Origin of the sequence: Prosthecodimorpha staleyi (assembly GCF_018729455.1) — a bacterium.
GTDB classification, from domain to species: Bacteria; Pseudomonadota; Alphaproteobacteria; order Rhizobiales; family Ancalomicrobiaceae; genus Prosthecodimorpha; species Prosthecodimorpha staleyi.
This window is the reverse complement of record NZ_JAHHZF010000004.1, coordinates 340,781-356,425: the sequence shown is the minus strand read 5'-3', so window position 1 is coordinate 356,425 and position 15,645 is coordinate 340,781. Positions and strand designations below refer to the sequence as shown.

Here is a 15,645-nt window from a genome sequence, read left to right as displayed (position 1 = left end):
CCTATCCGGCCAGGTGACAGGCCACCCGGCGGCCGGGCCGCACCTCGCGCAGGTCCGGCTTCTCGCTCCGGCAGCGATCGACGGCGATCGGGCAGCGCGGGTGGAAATGGCAGCCCGGCGGCGGGTCTACCGGCGACGGCGGCTCGCCTTCCTGGAAGGCCATGGCCACGGCGCGGGCAGGATCCGGTTCCGGCGAAGAGAGTTTCAGGAGCCGGGTATAGGGATGCAGCGGGTCGACGAAGATGTCCGGCACCGGGCCGGTCTCGACGACGCGGCCGAGATACATGACCACGACGCGCTGGCAGAAATAGCGGACCACGCCGAGGTCGTGCGAGATGAACACGAAGGCGAGGTTGCGTTCGCGCCGGAGCGTCTCGAGCAGTTTCAGGATCTGCGCCTGGACCGACACGTCGAGCGCCGACACCGGCTCGTCGGCGAAGATCAGGTCCGGGCCGAGCGCCAGGGCGCGGGCGATGCCGATGCGCTGGCGCTGGCCGCCCGAGAATTCGTGCGGATAGCGGTCGACGGCGCTCGGCGGCAGGCCGACCTCGTCGAGCAGCCGGACCACCGCGGGCTTGACCGCGGCGCCGCTGGCGATGCCATGGACACGCAGGGGCTCGCCGAGGGCGTCGATGATCCGCTGCCGCCCGTCGAGCGAGGAGGCCGGGTCCTGGAACACCATCTGCATGCGCCGGCGCAGGGCGCGGAGATCGGACTTGCCGGCGGCGAGCACGTCGGTGCCGTCGAAGCGGACCGCGCCGCCGTCGGCCTCCTGCAGCCGCAGCGCGACGCGGGCGACGGTCGACTTGCCGCAGCCGCTTTCGCCGACCACGCCGAGCGCCTCGCCACGGCCCACCTCGAAAGAGACCCCGTCGAGCGCACGCACCAGCGCGGTCTTTGGGATCGGCCAGCCGCGCCGGGTCTTGTAGATCTTGCGCAGGTCGCGCACGTCGAGCAGGGGCGTGGCGGTCATGGCGACATCCTCGCCCAGCAGCGGACCAGATGATTGGGATCGTCGCCGACCGGGGTCAGCGGCGGCAGTTCGGCGCAGCGGTCGTGGCGCAGCGCGCAGCGGGTCGCGAAGCGGCAGCCGGTCGGCATCTGCGTCAGCGTCGGCACCTGCCCGGCGATCGGCTGCAGCGGCGTGTCGCCGTCGATGCGCGGCATGGCGGCGAGCAGCGCCTCCGAATAGGGATGCGAGGGCCGGGCGAAGAAGGCTCGCACCGGGCCGCTCTCGACCACATCGCCGCCATACATGACCATGACCCGGTCGGCGACCGAGGCGACCACGCCGAGATTGTGGGTGATGAGCAGCAGTGCCAGACCCTCGCGCTTCTGCACGTCGGCCATCAGCGCCAGCACCTGCGCCTGGATGGTCACGTCGAGCGCGGTGGTCGGTTCGTCGGCGATCAGCACCTTCGGATCGCAGGCGAGCGCGAGCGCAATCATCACGCGCTGGCGCATGCCGCCGGAGAACTGGTGCGGATAGGCGTCCAGGCGCTCGGCCGCGGCCGGTACGCGGACCAGTTCGAGCAGTTCGCGTGCGCGGTTCAGCGCCGCCTTTTTGGACAGGCCGCGATGGCGGATCAGCGATTCGGCGACCTGGAAGCCGATCGGCAGGACCGGGTTCAGCGAGGTCATCGGCTCCTGAAAGATCATGCCGATCCGGTCGCCGCGCATGCTTTCGCGCGTCGGCTCGTCGGCGGCGGTCATGTCGACCCCGTCGACGACAATGCGCCCGCCGGCGACCCGGCCGACGCCGGCCGGCAACAGGCCCATGACCGAAAGGGCGGTCAGGCTCTTGCCGCAGCCGCTTTCGCCGACCAGGGCGAGCGTCTCGCGCGGCCGGACCGCGAAGGAGATGCCGCGTACGGCATCGTACCAGGTGCGGCCGACGCGGATCTGGGTGGTCAGCTCCTCGACCACCAGCGAGGGCGGTTCGGCGTCGGGGACGAAATCGTCGCGCAGGGCAGCGGTCATTGCGGCGACCTCGGGTCGGTGGCATCGCGCAGGCCGTCGCCGATCAGATTGAGCCCGATCATCACGGCCAGGATGGCCAGGCTCGGGAAGATCGACATCCAGGGCGCATCGAGCAGGTTGTCAAAGCCCTCGCGCACGATGCCGCCCCAGGTCGAGGTCGGCGGCGGCACCGACAGGCCGATGAAGGCCAGAGTCGATTCGGTGCGGATGGCGGTGGCCAGCCAGAGCGAGGCCATCACGACCAGTTCGTCGAGAATGTTCGGCAGCACATGCAGGAACATGATGCGCATGTCCGAATAGCCGAGCGCCCGGCAGGCATCGACGAAGTCGCGCTCGCGCATCGCCAGGGTCGAGCCGCGCGCCATGCGGATGAAGGCCGGCACCGCCGTGACCGCGATCGCGATGATCAGGTTGGTCAGCGTGGCGCCGAGCACGGCGACCAGCAGGAGACCCATGATCAGCTGCGGGAAGGACAGGAGCACGTCGGTCGCCGCCACCACCAGCCGGTCGACGACCCCGCCGTAGTAGCCCGACACGACGCCGATCACCGTGCCGATCACCACGCCGGCGAGCGTCGCGACGAAGCCGACATAGAGCGAGATGCGCGCGCCCCACAGGATGCGCGAGAGCACGTCGCGGCCGAAGGCGTCGGTGCCGAGCGGATGCAGCCCGTCAGGCGGCGACAGGACGAGCAGCACGTCCTGTGCGTTCGGATCGAAGGGCGCGATCCAGGGCGCGGCGACGGCGGCCGCGATCGAGGCGACCACGATCAGCACGCCGAGGGCGAGACCGCCGGAGCGGGTCGCGCGGGCGAAGGCCGAGGAGCGTGGCGCGGCGGCGGTCGGGGCTGGCGAGCTCATTGCGTCTTCACCCGCGGGTCCACGAGGCCATAGGTCAGGTCGGTCAGGATGTTGGCGAGCACGATCGCGAAGGCCGAGACGACCATCAGCCCCTGCAGCAGCGAATAGTCGCGCTGGTTGAGGGCGGTCACGATCAGCTTGCCGATGCCGGGTCGGTTGAACACGATCTCGGTCAGCACGGCATTGCCGATCAGCACGCCGAGATAGAGCCCGACCACGGTGACGATCGGCACCAGCACGTTGCGGAAAGCATGGCGCCAGACCACCGTCCGGTAGGGCAGGCCCTTGGCGCGGGCGGTGCGGACATAGTCCTCGCCGAGCGCCTTGAGCATGCCGGACCGGGTCACGCGGGTGACATAGGCGACCATCAGCAGGCCGAGATTGAGCGCCGGCAGGACCAGGGCGCGCAGGCGCTCGACCGGATCGGCCGCGTTGGCGGTCGAGATGACCGGAAACCAGCGCAGTTCGACCGCGAAGACCAGCAGCAGCAGGATGCCGGAGACGAAGGCCGGGAAGGAGACACCGGCAAGCGAGAAGATGCGGGCGAACCAGTCGGCGAAGCCGTTGCGGTTCTGCGCCGCCAGGACGCCGAGCGGCACGCCCAGCACGGTGCCGACCACCAGCGCGGCCAGCGTCAGCTCGATCGTGTAGGGCAGCACCGCCAGCACGTCGTCGGCGATCGGCCGGTTGGTCGACAGCGACCGGCCGAGATCGCCGGTCAGGATCTGGCTCATGAAGTCGACATATTGCGCCAGGATCGGCTTGGACAGGCCGAGCTTGTCGCGCAGTTCCGCGCGCGCGGCCTCGGAGGCCTGGTCGCCCAGGATGGCGATGGTCGGATCGCCGGGCACCACCCGGACAAGGACGAAGACGGTGGTCAACACCGCCCAAAGGGTCGGGATCGCCAGGATCAGCCGTTTGATCACGAAACGCAGCATCGCCCCACCCTAAGTGATTCTCCGAGGATTGTTCACCGGCCGCCGTCGCGGACGGTGGCGGTCGGGCGGCGACGGTGCCGCCGCCCGGCCGATCCGGATCACTTCTTGGTGGTGGCTTCGGTGATCACCGGGCCGAGATGGATCGCGCCCTTGAACTGGTAGCCGTAATCCACGTTGGTGTGGCGGGCCCAGACCTGCAGCTGCTCGAACAGCGGCACGGCGCAGACATCCTCGATGATCTTCTTCTGCGCGGCGTACCAGAGTTCCTTCTGCTTGACCGGATCGACCGCCACGGAGGCCGCATCGATCTCCTTGTCGGCCACGTCGCAATGCGAGAAGTTGGTCACTGCGGTCGGCTTGAGCACGGTCGCGGAGGAATGGAAGAACTGCTTCAGATAGACGTCCGCGACGGGGAAGCGGGCGGCCGAATAGTAGTTGGCGCCGGACAGATCCTTGCGGATCTGGGCGTGCCAGGACTGGTGGTCGACCACTTCCATCTGCAGGTCGATGCCGACGGTCTTGAGCTGGGCCTGCAGGATCTGCATGGAGTTCAGCATGGTGGGCAGGCTGGTCTGCAGGACCTTGATGGCGACGCCGTTCGGATGGCCGGCCTCCGCCAGCAGGGCCTTGGCCTTGGCCGGATCGAACGGATAGAGCTTGGCCTTTTCGTCGGTGCCGAGATAGCCGGTCGGGATGACCGAGACCGGCGGCAGGGCCGTCGCCGCACCCTTGAAGGCGACCATCTGCTTGCTGTCGACCGCATAGGCGATCGCCTGGCGGACGCGGATATCGTCAAGCGGCTTCATGGTGCGGTTCAGGTGGAACAGCGACAGCTCGGACGGCTGCACCACTTCGACGACGACATTCGTCTCCTTCTTGAAGCGCTCGACCCAGCGCTGATCCTGCCGGCCGTAGACCACGTCGAGCTCACCGGACGTGAAGGCGAGATCGCGCGAGGCGTCCGCCGGGATGAAGCGGTAGACGATCTTGTCGATCTTCGGCGCGCCGCGGAAATAGGCCTTGTTGGCGACGAAGGTCAGGCTCTCGTTGGATTTGTATTCGACCAGCGCGAAGGGACCCGTACCGACCGGCTTGGTCTTGAAATCCGGGCCGATCGCTTCGGCGGCCTTCTTGGAGACGATATTGCCGCCGTGATAGTTGGCGACGATGCCGAGCAGCGCCGGGATCGGCTGCTTCAGGACGATCTTCACCGTGAGGGGATCGACCGCCTCGATGGCGGCCACAGCGGCATAGTCGGAGGCGAAGGACGAGGTCTTGGTGTCGGCGGCGCGCTTCAGCGAATAGACCACGTCTTCCGAGGTCATCTCGCCCCAATCGCCGTGGAACTTGACGCCCTTGCGCAGCTTGAAGGTCCAGGTCAGGCCGTCGGCGCTCTTGTCCCAGCTTTCGGCCAGGTCGGGCTCGAGTTCCTCAAGGCTCGACGAGCCCGGCTTGAAGCGCACCAGACCGTTGAACATCCAGGAGACGACCGGCTTGTCCTGAGTGGTGGTGGCGCGGTGCGGATCGAGCTGGCCGATATCGGCAGCGGCCATGCCGACGGTCAGGACGGATTCGGCCGAAGCCGGCAACGCCACGCCCATGAGGAATGCGGCGGCAGTGGCGGCAAGGATATGTCGCTTCATCGGTGCTCTCCTGTCTCGCGACCGTGATCGGCCGTCGTTCTCGGTCTTCCGGCCCGGCTGGATGCCGCCCCGGCAGATATCAGTGTTCCGTATGCACCGGCCCACTCGCCGGCGCCGCGCCGTCCCATCCGGCGAAGCGCTCGATGCGGAAGGGCGCGATTGGGCTTTCGGTGCGGCCCGACAGGACCAGCTCCGAGAGGATCAGTCCGACCACCGGCCCCAGCTGGAAGCCGTGGCCGGAAAAGCCGAAGGCATGGACCAGCCCCGGCGTCGTCGAGGACGGCCCGATCACCGGGATGTGGTCCGGCATCTGGCCGTCGACGCCGCTCCAGCTGCGGATCACCTGGGCATGGGTCAGACCGGGGACCAGCTGCAGCGTGCGCAGCATCCCACCGATCGACTGTTCCGTCACGGGGCGTGCGAGACCCTTTTCGGCATCATGCCATCCGGAGCCGCCGCCGAAGATGACATTGCCGCGTCGGATCTGCCGAACATAGACATCGCCGCCGACCACGCCGATCGAGCGCTCGACGAAATAGGGCAACGGCTCGGTGACCAGCATGTTGGGATTGAGCGGCGTCACCGGCGCAGCCTCGCCGAAGGCGGCGGCCAGAAGCCCGCCGCCGGCGCCTGCGGTGTTGATGAGATGCCGGCTGGTGACCGTCAGCCCGGCTGCTTCCACCGTGAAGCGGTCCGTCCCGGATCGGGCCGCAGCGACGACCGCGGTCATCTCGCGGATGTCGACGCCGAGCCGGCGGGCGAGACGCGCATAGGCGGGGCCGACGACGCGCGGATTGGCCTGACCGTCGGTCGGCGAGAGCGAGGCGCCGACCACCTTCTCGCCGAGCCAGGGCAGTGCGTCGCGCACCGCATTCGGCCCGAGCATGGTCAGTTCCAGCCCCCACTCGGCGGCATTCTTCGCATAGCGCTCGAGTTCGGCGAGGTCGGCCTCGGACCGCGCCAGCTTGATGTGCCCGGTCGCCTCGAACTCGACATCCTCGCCGAGAAAGGCATTGAGCCCGTCCCACAGCCTGCGCGACCGTGCGGCGAGCGGCAGTTCGACCAGTTCGCGGCCCTGCTGGCGCACGCCGCCGAAATTGACGCCGCTCGCTCCGGCGCCGCAGAGGCGCTTTTCCAGCACCGTCACGCTCAGGCCGCTTTGGCGCAGGGCAACCGCGGCCGCCAGGCCGGCGATGCCGCCGCCGACGACGGTCACGTCGCAATCGAGCCGCTCGCTCATGTCAGCGCCTCCCGGATCGGAATCGGCTTGACCGGCGGATTGCCGCGCAGCCGGCCGACCGCGGCGACATCGCGATCGAGCGCGCGGGCCAGCACCTCGGCGGCGGCCTGCCCGCAGACCCGCCCCTGGCAACGTCCCATGCCGAGCCGGGTCAGAGCCTTGAGCCGGTTCATTTCGCCGGCGTCGCGGTCGCGTGCAGCGGCGCGCACGGTACCGGCCGTGATGCCCTCGCAGCGACAGAGGATCTCGTCGTCGCCGATGACGTCGACCAGATGCGCCGGGAACGGATAGGCCCGCTCCAGCGCCGCGCGGAAGCGCGCCTGTCGGGCGAGCCGTGCGTCCAGCGCCGCGACGCGCGCGGCATCGATCGGACGCCCGACATCCTCGAGCAGCGCCAGCGCGGCGCGGGCGCCCTGCAGTTCGGCCGCATCGGCGCCGCCGATGCCGGCGCCGTCGCCGGCCAGATAGACATCCGGCCGGCTCGACCGCCCGGCCGCGTCCCGGTCGGGGATCCACTGCCGGGTGACCGGCTCGAAGACGAAATCGAGCTTGGCGAGATCGGCGAGTTGCGCCTCGCTGCGCAACCCGAACGAGGCCCCGACGGCATCGCAGGCGACGCGATGCTCGCGGCCTTTCGCGTCGCGCCAAACCAGCGCCTCGACGCGATCGCGCCCCTGCGCGGCGATCGCGTCGACCCCGGATCGGATCGCAAGCCCGGCCACCGCATTGCGGGCGGTGTACCAGAGCCCCTTGGCGAGCGTCACGGGCTCGGCCAGCAGGCCCGGCAGCGCCGCGACCTTGGCGGTGAAGGGCGTCACGTCGAGCGCGGCAACGACGGTCGCGCCGGCCTTGCGGTATTGATGCACGATCAGCGGCAGCAGCGGTCCGGCGCCGACCAGCGCCACCCGGGCGCCGATCGCCATGCCCTGCGCCTTCAAGGCGATCTGGGCGGCGCCCAGCGTGAACACGCCCGGCAGGGTCCAGCCCGGAAAGGGCAGGATACGGTCCATCGCGCCGGTCGCCAGGATCAGGCGGTCGAAGTCGAGCCGCTCGAAGCCCTTGGGGCCGAGCAGGTCGATGCCGTTGTCCTCGATCGCCCAGGCGAGCGTGCCGGGGCGGTAGTCGATCGCGGCGCCGAGTTCGGCCGGCAGCGCGTGCAGGGCGCGCGCCTTGCCGGCCTCCAGTCCGTAGAGCGCCTCCGCCGGACGCTCGGCACCGACCGGCGGCTGGCGGTAGATCTGGCCGCCCGGCCGAGGCGCCTCGTCGACCAGTACGGGACGCAAGCCGGCCCGCGCCAGCACCTCGACCGCCCGGAGTCCGGCTGGGCCGGCTCCGATCACCACGACGCGGGGAGCGGCCGGTGCCGTCATGGCCGGGCTCCGTCGATCACGACCGCCATGCCGGGCTCGACCGGCGTCGTGCAGGCGCGCAGGCGCCGCCCGTCGGCGAGGTCGACCCAGCAATCCTGGCAGGCGCCCATCAGGCAGAAGCCGGCGCGATGGCTCTCGCCGAACTCGAACCGGCGCAGCGCGCCGCCGTTGAGCAGGATCGCAGACAGGAGCAGGTCGCCCACCTGAGCGGCAGCCGGCCGGCCGTCGATCGTGAAGGCGACCGTCGCGCCGGCGCGCGGATGCAGGCGGCGGAACAGCGGCGCGGCGTCGGCGGTGGCGGGCTGGGCGGGCGGGACGGCGGTCACAGCATGTGCTCGTAGCGGCAGTTGACGAGAAGTTCGGCGACGGCGGCGGTGTTGGGCAGTCCGACCACGGTGACGACCAGCCGGGCGAGATCCTTCGGGTCGGTCATGGCTTCCGGCGGCGGATCGGAGACCGCTGCGGTCAGGTCGGTCGCCACATAGCCGGGGCACAGCGCCGTGGCGCGGATGCCGTGCTCCCAGCCGAGCCGGCGCACCGCATGTGTCAGCGCCACGACCGCATGCTTGGCCATCTGGTAGCCAGCATTGAGCCCCATCACGCGCTTGCCCGAGAGCGAAGCGACATTGACCACGCGGCCGGCGCCCGAGGCCTTCAACGCCGGTAGGGCGGCCCGGATCAGCAGGAAGGGCGCCTTGACGTCGACGGCGAAGAGCCGGTCGAGTTCGTCCGGATCGCCGTCCTCCAGGCCAACGAAGGTGGCGATGCCGGCATTGTTGACGAGCACGTCGATGCGGCCGAAGCGGTCTAGCGTCGCCGCCACCCAGGCCGGGGCCGCCGCCGGATCGGTCGCCTCGTAGGGGTGGACCAGGAGATCGGGGCCGTCCGCACCGAAGCGGTCGCGCACGGCTTCCGGCCGTCTGACACCGAGCGAAAGCGCATATCCGGCCTCGGCGAGCGCGGCCGCGATCTCCGCGCCGATCCCGCGCGAAGCCCCCGATATCATTGCCACCTTGCGTCCGCCGTCCATGCCCACCGCCCGATCCGATCGCCCTGATGACGGCATCGTGACGACGGCGAGTCAACGCCGGCTCTCGACATGCGGAAGAAACTTTTGAAAAATTCCGATATACGGAATTTCTCGCGCAACGTGCCTAGGTCTGTTCCGAATGCAGAAAACCGCCGAGGAGCCGAAAGGCCCGACCAGCCTGCAGCGCGGGCTGCGCCTGCTGCGCGTTCTGGCCGGTGCGCCGCCGGACGGGATGCGGCTGTCCGATCTCGCCCGTCTGGCCGGAGAGACCGAAGCGACCGCTCACCGGCTGGCCCGCGACCTGACCGCGGAGGGCTTCGTCGAACGCACGGCCGACCGGCGCTACCGCGTCGGGCTCGATTTCTTTTCGATCGCCGCGCGGGCGGAGACCGCCGACAATCTGCGCGACATCTGCCGGCCCGCATTGCTCAGGCTCTCGGCGACGCTCAACGACACGATCTTCCTGCTGGTGCGGTCCGGCCTGAACGTCGTCTGCCTCGACCGCGCCGACGGTCCTTTCCCGATCCGCAGTTTCACCGGAGATATCGGCGGGCGCATCCCCCTCGGCATGGGCCAGGGCTCGCTGGTCATTCTGGCCTATCTGCCGCCGGACGAGCGTGAGGAGGTGATCCGATTCAACCTGCCACGCCTGATCGATCGCGGTCCGATCGATGAAGCCTTCCTGCGCACCGAGATCGAGAAGGTCCTGGCCAGCGGTCATGCGGCGACCGACTACGGACTGCTGACCGGCATGATCGGCGTTGCCGTGCCGATCTTCGATACCACACGGCGGGTCGTCGCCGCCCTGTCGGTCGGTACACTGACCGAGCGGTTGACGGCGGAACGGCGTGCCAAGGTGGTCGAACTGCTCAACCGCGAAGCCGAGGCGATCGGTCGCCGCCTTTCGCCGTTCGATCCCGCCTTGCGCCACCCGGCCCGGTTCCTGGGCGGGGTCAGGGCACCAGGCTGACCGGATCGACGCGCGCGGCGTCGCTCCGGCCACCGGCAGGACTTCAGTCGGCGGGGTTGCGTTCCGAACCGGCTTGTGGAGGCCGCCGGCCGGCCGCATCGCGCGCCGCCGTCAGATAGGCCTCGACCGCCGTCCCGGGCGGTAGGTCGAACAGCGTGCGCACCCGCTCGGGCGCCAGAACCGTCTCTGGCGAGCCGAATTCGGCCGCCCGGCCGTTCTGAAGGGCCAGAACGCAGTCGGAATAATGCCCGGCCGCCCAGAGGTCGTGGACCACGGCCAGGACCGCATGCCCCTCGTCCGCGAAGGCGCGCGCGGCCGCCATCGCGGCGACCTGATGCTTCAGGTCGAGCCCGGCCAGCGGCTCGTCGAGGATCAGTAGCTGCCGGTCGTGGACGGTGCGGCCGGCTTCGAGCTGGGCGAGAATGCGGGCGAGGCGGACGCGCTGGCGCTCGCCGCCGGACAGGGTCGGATAGAGCCGCGCGGCCAGATGGATGGCATCGGCGACGCTGAGGGCGCGTTCCAGGATGGCGAGCCGCCGGCGTTCGGTCAGGCCGCGGCCGCGCCCGTCCATGCCGAGTTGCACCACCTCGTGCACCGCGAACGGAAAGGCGAGCGCATCGCTCTGGATCAATACGGCCCGCTTGTCGGCGAGCGCCGCCAGCCGCCACTGTCCGAGTGGGCGGCCGTCGATCGCGACCGACCCGCGGCGCGGCTTGAGCGTACCGGCGGCGACCGCCATCAGGGTCGACTTGCCGGCCCCGTTGGCGCCTACGACGCCGGTCAGCGTGCCCGCCATGCAGGTGAGCGAGACATCCTCGATGAGATTGCGGCCGCCGATCGTGACCGTGATGCCGTTCATGTCCAGAATGGGCGTCATGCGAGCCGGGTCCCGCGGCCGATCAGCAGATGCAGGAAGACCGGCGCACCGATCAGGGCGGTGACGATGCCGATCGGCAGTTCGGCCGGTGCCACGATGATGCGCGCGATCGTGTCCGCCCCGGCCAGTAAAGCCGCGCCGAGCAAAGCGGAGGCGGGCAGAACGCGGCCATGGGCCGGGCCGACGATCAGGCGGACCAGATGCGGCACCACGATGCCGACGAAACCGATCACTCCGGCGGTGGCGACGGCGGCCCCGACCGCCAGTGCCGTCAGCACGACAGCTGCGGCCTTCATCCGCTCGACCGGGATGCCGAGATGCTGCGCCTCGGCCTCGCCGAGCACGAGCGCGTCGAGCGCGCGGGCCAGTGTCAGGGCGCCGAGTAGCGCCAGGGCCAGCAGCGGGCCGGTCGCGGCGAGTTTGGACCAGGTGGTGCCGCCGAAGGAGCCGAGCGACCAGAAGGTCAGGTCGCGCAATTGCCGATCGTCGCTCAGATAGACCAGGATTCCCGTTCCGGCGCCGGCCAGCGCCGAGACCGCGATACCGGCCAGCAGGAGGATGGTCACCGAAGTCCGCCCCTCGCGCGTAGCGACCGCGTAGAGGAGGGCGGTGGTCGCGAGCCCGCCCAGGAAGGCGCCGAAGGGCAGCGCCATGGCCGGTAATGCTGATGCGCCGACCAGGCGGTCACCGAGTACGATGACCAGGGCCGCGGCGAGTCCGGCGCCGGCCGAGACGCCGACCAGCCCCGGATCGGCCAGCGGATTGCGGAAAAGTCCCTGCATCAGGGCACCCGCGACGCCGAGGGCGCCGCCGGCCAGAAGTGCGGCGAGCGTCCGCGGCAGCCGGACCGCCAGCACCACGGCGGAATCGGTTCCCGGGACGACCCGCCCGGTGGCGGCTTCGGCCAGGATGGCGACGACGCGGTCCGGCGCGATGGCGAGCGGCCCGGTGCCGAGCGACAGCACCAGGGCGGCGGCCGCGAGCAGGCCGAGTCCGATCAGCGCGATCCGGCCGGTCCGGCGGCGCGCCCGGGTCAGGTCGGCGACGGCGACAGTCCCCGCCGCGCTCACTTCGACGCCCCGGCAAGATGCCGGTCGAGCGCCGCCATCAGGTCGCGGGCGGCGGCCGGGGTGCGCGGACCGAAGCCGAGCAGGTAGAGCCCGTCCATGCCGAAGACCGCGTTTCTGCGACCGGCCGGCGTCGCCGCGATGGCCGGCAGGGCGAGCAGGTCGGCGGCGGTCAGGCCGGGGCGGTCCATGAAGACGACCGCGTCCGGCGCGGCTGCGACGATCGCCTCGTCGGAGAGCGGCTTGTAGCCGTCGAAACCCGAGACGGCGTTGTCGGCACCGGCGAGCAGCATCATGGCGGCGGCCGCAGACTTCGCGCCGGCCGCCATCGGCCGTCCGTTCTGTAGCGCGATGACGAACAGCACCCGCGGATGGGCGGTTCGCATCGCGCGTTCCCGCGCCAGGGCCGCAAAGCCCGCCTCGATCTCGGCCGTCAGCGCCTCGCCCTCGGTCTTGCGCCCGACCAAAGCCGAGATCGACCGCACCTTCGCCAGCAGGCCGGCCGGGCTCGGTTCGTCGGCGACCCGGTCGATCTTCACGCCGGCCTCGGCGAGCAGTTTCAGCACGTCGGGCGGTCCGGCGCCTTCGACCGCGATCACCCGCACCGGCCCGAGCGCCAGGATGCCCTCGGCGGACAGCTGCCGCATGTAGCCGACATTGGGTTTGCCGGCGACCGCGGCCGCCGGATATGTGCTGGTGGTGTCGACCGCGCGGATGCGCTCGGCTGCACCGAGACTGGCGATGATCTCGGTCACGGCCCCTCCGACCGAAACGATTGGCGTGTCGGCGAGGTCGACCGCGGCGGCCGGATCCGGCATCGCACCGGCGAGAAGGGTAACCAGGGCGATCGCGAGGCGCAGGGAGCGGGTCATTTGGTCAGGATCAGTTTGCGGTTGCTGGTGATGCGCAGGCGATAGGCCTGGCCCTCGTGCAGGATCACGGCTTCGCGGCCGATACCGACCAGTTCGCGGGAATCGAAGGTCGGCAGGCCGCGGTCGGCCTCCGGGCGGGGCACGGAGGCTGTCGATGACGGCTGCCGGGCAGGGGGCTCTTGTACTGGCACAGTCGAGTCCTTGTCGTCGGCGTGAATTTCGATTTTGAGGAATTCAAAACTACAGAACGTCGAGTCATTGTTCAGTTCTTGTAGTTTGGAATTCGTATAATTCAGTGCATCTACAGAGAGGCTTGACGGATTTATTCGGTCTCGTTATCGCATTGTCAAGCAGGCGGGTGAATTGCCCGTTCGAACACTCAACGACGCCAGCCAGAAGCGGGATGCTTCCAGCCAGCCGACATCCGATGGGGCTGGTATGATGTTTCGATCCTTCCGACGTGCCGTAACACCGTTGCGGCTCGCCTTGCTGGCGGGCACCGCAATCTCGGGTCTGGCTGCGTCCGCCGACGCTCAGGCGGAATCCTCAAACAATTATAATGGGTTCGACGAGATCACCGTCTCGGCGGAACGCGAGCCGACCAAACTCTGGGACACGCCTTCGACGGTCTCCGTGAAGAAGTCCGGCGACATCGACGCCAAGCAGATCAAGCGGCCGCAGGATCTGGTCTTCGACGAGCCCGGCGTTGCGGTCGGCAACCAGCCGACCCGGACCGGCACGACCAACTATGTCATCCGCGGCATCGGCGAGAATCGTGTTCGCCTGCAGATCGACGGCGTCGAAATCCCCGATGCCCCGTCGATCCTGATCGGGCCCGGCACCTATACGCGCGACTATGTCGATTTCGACTCACTGAAGTCGGTCGAGATCGTGCGCGGGCCGGCCTCCGCGCTCTACGGCAGCGATGCGATCGGCGGCGTGGTTTCCTTCGTCACCAAGGATCCGTCGGACTTCCTGCGCATCTTCGAGAAGGATTGGTATATCGGCTTCAAGGCCGCCTACGATTCCGCCGATCACTCGATCGCCGGCACCACCACCGTCGCCGGGCGTTCCGGGCCGGTCGAGGGCATGGTGATCTATACCCGCCGGGTCGGCGAGGAATTGCGCCCGAACGGCTCGATGAAGCCCAATCCGCAGGACCAGACGCTCGATAACGTGCTCGCCAAGTTCGTCTTCGGCACGCCGGACACCGGCATCGCCAAGCTGACCTTCGAGAGCTTCCACAAGCGTACGACGACGGAAATCCTGACCGATCGTGTTATCGGGACGACCTCGGTCTTCGACAGCGACGGCATCGACACGACCGACCGCAAGCGCGTCAGCCTCGAATGGTCGAAGACGATCGACCAGTGGTTCGCCGACGACGTCAAGGCCAATGTCTTCTATACTGGTGTCGACCGGACCGAGATCAGCAAGCAGTATCGCGGCGTCAGCGGCGCCACCTCGCCGAACCGCTACCGCTGGACCAGCGGCGCCTTCCATCAGGATATCGTCGGCGCCGACGCGCAGGCCTCGCTCAGCCGCACGTTCTGGGGCTTCGACCACGACCTGACCTACGGGGCGAGCTTCACCTCGACCGAGACCTCGCGGTTGCGCAAGCGCACCGAGACCAATCTCACCACCGGCACGACCACCAACGTGATCGCCGGCGAGACCTATCCGAACAAGCAGTTCCCGGATACCCGCACCACCAAGGCGGCCGCCTATGTGCAGGATGTCGCCCGCTACGGCGCCTTCCGGCTGATCCCGGCCGTTCGGTTCGACGTCTACCATCTCGACCCGCAGCCCGATCAGGCCTTCGCCGCCGGCAATGCCGCCGGGTTCAAGGTCAAGGAGCAGACCGAGTTCGCCATCTCGCCGAAGCTCGGCGCGACCTATGACCTGAACGACCAGCTCCGGCTCGTCGCCCAGTATGCGCATGGCTTCCGGGCGCCGCCCTACGACAATGCCAACTTCGCCTATTCGAACCCGCTCTACGGCTACGAGATCCTGCCCAACGGGAACCTGAAGCCGGAGACCAGCGACGGCTTCGAGGCCGGCCTGCGCGGAAAGCTCGACGACGGCTCGAGCTTCCAGCTGACCGGGTTCTACAATCTCTACCGCGACTTCATCGATACCGAGATCGTCGGCACCAGCTCGGGCGGGCTGATCCAGTATCAATACCGCAACGTCAACCGCGTCACGATCAAGGGTGCCGAAGCGCGCGGCGAGTGGAAGGTCCGCAAGGACTGGTCGCTGTTCGGCGCCGTCGCCTATGCCTACGGCACCAACGAGGAGACCCACAAGGGCATCGACTCGGTCGATCCGCTGACGGCCGTCGCAGCCCTGCGCTGGAGCCCGGACGAGAGCTGGCGGCTGGAGGCGCGCATCAAGGGCGTCGCCGGCAAGGACCGCGTCAGCGACCCGACGGTGTTCAAGCCGGGCGGCTACTCGGTCGTCGACGCCTTCGCCAGCTGGGAGCCGAACAAGAACTTCTCGCTCAATTTCGGCGTCATGAACATCTTCGACCGCAGCTACTTCAACGCCCGCGATGTGGCCGGCCTGCTCGCGACCAACACCCAGCTGGAACTCTATCGCTCGCCCGGCCGTACCTTCGCTGTCAACGCGACCGTCCGGTTCTGACGGTCATGAGCGCGACGCGCCGAAGAATGGCCGAGCTCCCGCCGCATCGCCCCGTGCCCGGTCTCGATCGACCCGGCGCGGCCGATGCGGGCGTGCCCCCGGTCGTGCGGCTCGTCGTCTCGCCGCCGGCCGCCCGGCCCCCGCCCCGGCCCGGG

Annotated in this window: 15 protein-coding genes; 2 read left to right on the top strand and 13 right to left on the bottom strand. The window is 69.3% G+C overall.

Annotated elements, in window-relative coordinates; all coding sequences use genetic code 11:
- Position 1 precedes the first annotated feature (1 nt).
- From KL771_RS10060 to KL771_RS10020, 9 genes are all read right to left on the bottom strand, one after another.
- Positions 2-973 (bottom strand): ABC transporter ATP-binding protein, encoded by a 972-nt coding sequence (locus KL771_RS10060; protein ID WP_261968399.1) that lies wholly within the window; start codon positions 971-973, stop codon positions 2-4.
- The gene (locus KL771_RS10055; RefSeq protein WP_261968398.1) at positions 970-1,980 is read right to left on the bottom strand and encodes an ABC transporter ATP-binding protein; all 1,011 of its coding nucleotides are present in this window, start codon (positions 1,978-1,980) and stop codon (positions 970-972) included. Before KL771_RS10055 ends, KL771_RS10060 begins: the two co-directional genes overlap by 4 nt.
- The gene (locus tag KL771_RS10050; protein WP_261968397.1) at positions 1,977-2,840 is read right to left on the bottom strand and encodes an ABC transporter permease; all 864 of its coding nucleotides are present in this window, start codon (positions 2,838-2,840) and stop codon (positions 1,977-1,979) included. The genes KL771_RS10055 and KL771_RS10050 overlap by 4 nt, the downstream gene beginning before the upstream one ends.
- The gene (locus KL771_RS10045; protein WP_261968396.1) at positions 2,837-3,778 is read right to left on the bottom strand and encodes an ABC transporter permease; all 942 of its coding nucleotides are present in this window, start codon (positions 3,776-3,778) and stop codon (positions 2,837-2,839) included. Before KL771_RS10045 ends, KL771_RS10050 begins: the two co-directional genes overlap by 4 nt.
- 98 nt (positions 3,779-3,876) lie before the next feature.
- Positions 3,877-5,421: an ABC transporter substrate-binding protein gene (locus tag KL771_RS10040; protein WP_261968395.1), complete on the bottom strand. Its 1,545-nt coding sequence runs from the start codon at positions 5,419-5,421 to the stop codon at positions 3,877-3,879.
- 79 nt (positions 5,422-5,500) lie between these two features.
- Positions 5,501-6,661 (bottom strand): NAD(P)/FAD-dependent oxidoreductase, encoded by a 1,161-nt coding sequence (locus tag KL771_RS10035; protein ID WP_261968394.1) that lies wholly within the window; start codon positions 6,659-6,661, stop codon positions 5,501-5,503.
- Positions 6,658-8,031, bottom strand: a complete 1,374-nt coding sequence (locus KL771_RS10030; protein ID WP_261968393.1) for an FAD/NAD(P)-dependent oxidoreductase — start codon at positions 8,029-8,031, stop codon at positions 6,658-6,660. Before KL771_RS10030 ends, KL771_RS10035 begins: the two co-directional genes overlap by 4 nt.
- Positions 8,028-8,357, bottom strand: a complete 330-nt coding sequence (locus KL771_RS10025) for a (2Fe-2S)-binding protein (protein WP_390866575.1) — start codon at positions 8,355-8,357, stop codon at positions 8,028-8,030. The genes KL771_RS10030 and KL771_RS10025 overlap by 4 nt, the downstream gene beginning before the upstream one ends.
- Entirely contained in the window at positions 8,354-9,037 is a 684-nt protein-coding gene (locus tag KL771_RS10020; RefSeq protein WP_261968550.1) for an SDR family NAD(P)-dependent oxidoreductase, read from the bottom strand. Before KL771_RS10020 ends, KL771_RS10025 begins: the two co-directional genes overlap by 4 nt.
- Positions 9,038-9,200: 163 nt before the next feature.
- On the opposite strand from KL771_RS10020, the gene KL771_RS10015 reads away from it, so the two are divergent.
- On the top strand, positions 9,201-10,031 hold the full coding sequence (locus KL771_RS10015; RefSeq protein WP_261968392.1) for an IclR family transcriptional regulator: 831 nt from the start codon (positions 9,201-9,203) through the stop codon (positions 10,029-10,031).
- A 43-nt stretch (positions 10,032-10,074) separates the two neighbouring features.
- On the opposite strand, the gene KL771_RS10010 is transcribed toward KL771_RS10015, so the two are convergent.
- Genes KL771_RS10010 through hemP form a run of 4 tightly spaced genes read right to left on the bottom strand, consistent with a single transcriptional unit; the run spans position 10,075 to position 12,990 of the window.
- Positions 10,075-10,908: an ATP-binding cassette domain-containing protein gene (locus KL771_RS10010; protein WP_261968391.1), complete on the bottom strand. Its 834-nt coding sequence runs from the start codon at positions 10,906-10,908 to the stop codon at positions 10,075-10,077.
- Entirely contained in the window at positions 10,905-11,978 is a 1,074-nt protein-coding gene (locus KL771_RS10005; protein ID WP_261968390.1) for a FecCD family ABC transporter permease, read from the bottom strand. Before KL771_RS10005 ends, KL771_RS10010 begins: the two co-directional genes overlap by 4 nt.
- Positions 11,975-12,847, bottom strand: a complete 873-nt coding sequence (locus KL771_RS10000) for a heme/hemin ABC transporter substrate-binding protein (RefSeq protein WP_261968389.1) — start codon at positions 12,845-12,847, stop codon at positions 11,975-11,977. The genes KL771_RS10005 and KL771_RS10000 overlap by 4 nt, the downstream gene beginning before the upstream one ends.
- Positions 12,844-12,990, bottom strand: a complete 147-nt coding sequence (gene hemP / locus KL771_RS09995; RefSeq protein ID WP_261968388.1) for a hemin uptake protein HemP — start codon at positions 12,988-12,990, stop codon at positions 12,844-12,846. The genes KL771_RS10000 and hemP overlap by 4 nt, the downstream gene beginning before the upstream one ends.
- Positions 12,991-13,321: 331 nt before the next feature.
- Here hemP and KL771_RS09990 point away from each other — a divergent pair, with 331 nt between their 5' ends.
- Positions 13,322-15,490 carry a TonB-dependent hemoglobin/transferrin/lactoferrin family receptor gene (locus tag KL771_RS09990; protein WP_261968387.1) on the top strand — a complete coding sequence of 723 codons (2,169 nt, stop codon included), beginning with the start codon at positions 13,322-13,324 and terminating at the stop codon, positions 15,488-15,490.
- Positions 15,491-15,645: the final 155 nt, after the last annotated feature.

Bases quoted from the DNA above. Each gene is read 5' to 3' on its own strand.
- KL771_RS10060 (WP_261968399.1), bottom strand. From the start codon at position 973: ATGACCGCCACGCCCCTGCTCGACGTGCGCGACCTGCGCAAGATCTAC.
- KL771_RS10055 (WP_261968398.1), bottom strand. From the start codon at position 1,980: ATGACCGCTGCCCTGCGCGACGATTTCGTCCCCGACGCCGAACCGCCC.
- KL771_RS10050 (WP_261968397.1), bottom strand. From the start codon at position 2,840: ATGAGCTCGCCAGCCCCGACCGCCGCCGCGCCACGCTCCTCGGCCTTC.
- KL771_RS10045 (WP_261968396.1), bottom strand. From the start codon at position 3,778: ATGCTGCGTTTCGTGATCAAACGGCTGATCCTGGCGATCCCGACCCTT.
- KL771_RS10040 (WP_261968395.1), bottom strand. From the start codon at position 5,421: ATGAAGCGACATATCCTTGCCGCCACTGCCGCCGCATTCCTCATGGGC.
- KL771_RS10035 (WP_261968394.1), bottom strand. From the start codon at position 6,661: ATGAGCGAGCGGCTCGATTGCGACGTGACCGTCGTCGGCGGCGGCATC.
- KL771_RS10030 (WP_261968393.1), bottom strand. From the start codon at position 8,031: ATGACGGCACCGGCCGCTCCCCGCGTCGTGGTGATCGGAGCCGGCCCA.
- KL771_RS10020 (WP_261968550.1), bottom strand. From the start codon at position 9,037: ATGATATCGGGGGCTTCGCGCGGGATCGGCGCGGAGATCGCGGCCGCG.
- KL771_RS10015 (WP_261968392.1), top strand. From the start codon at position 9,201: ATGCAGAAAACCGCCGAGGAGCCGAAAGGCCCGACCAGCCTGCAGCGC.
- KL771_RS10010 (WP_261968391.1), bottom strand. From the start codon at position 10,908: ATGACGCCCATTCTGGACATGAACGGCATCACGGTCACGATCGGCGGC.
- KL771_RS10000 (WP_261968389.1), bottom strand. From the start codon at position 12,847: ATGACCCGCTCCCTGCGCCTCGCGATCGCCCTGGTTACCCTTCTCGCC.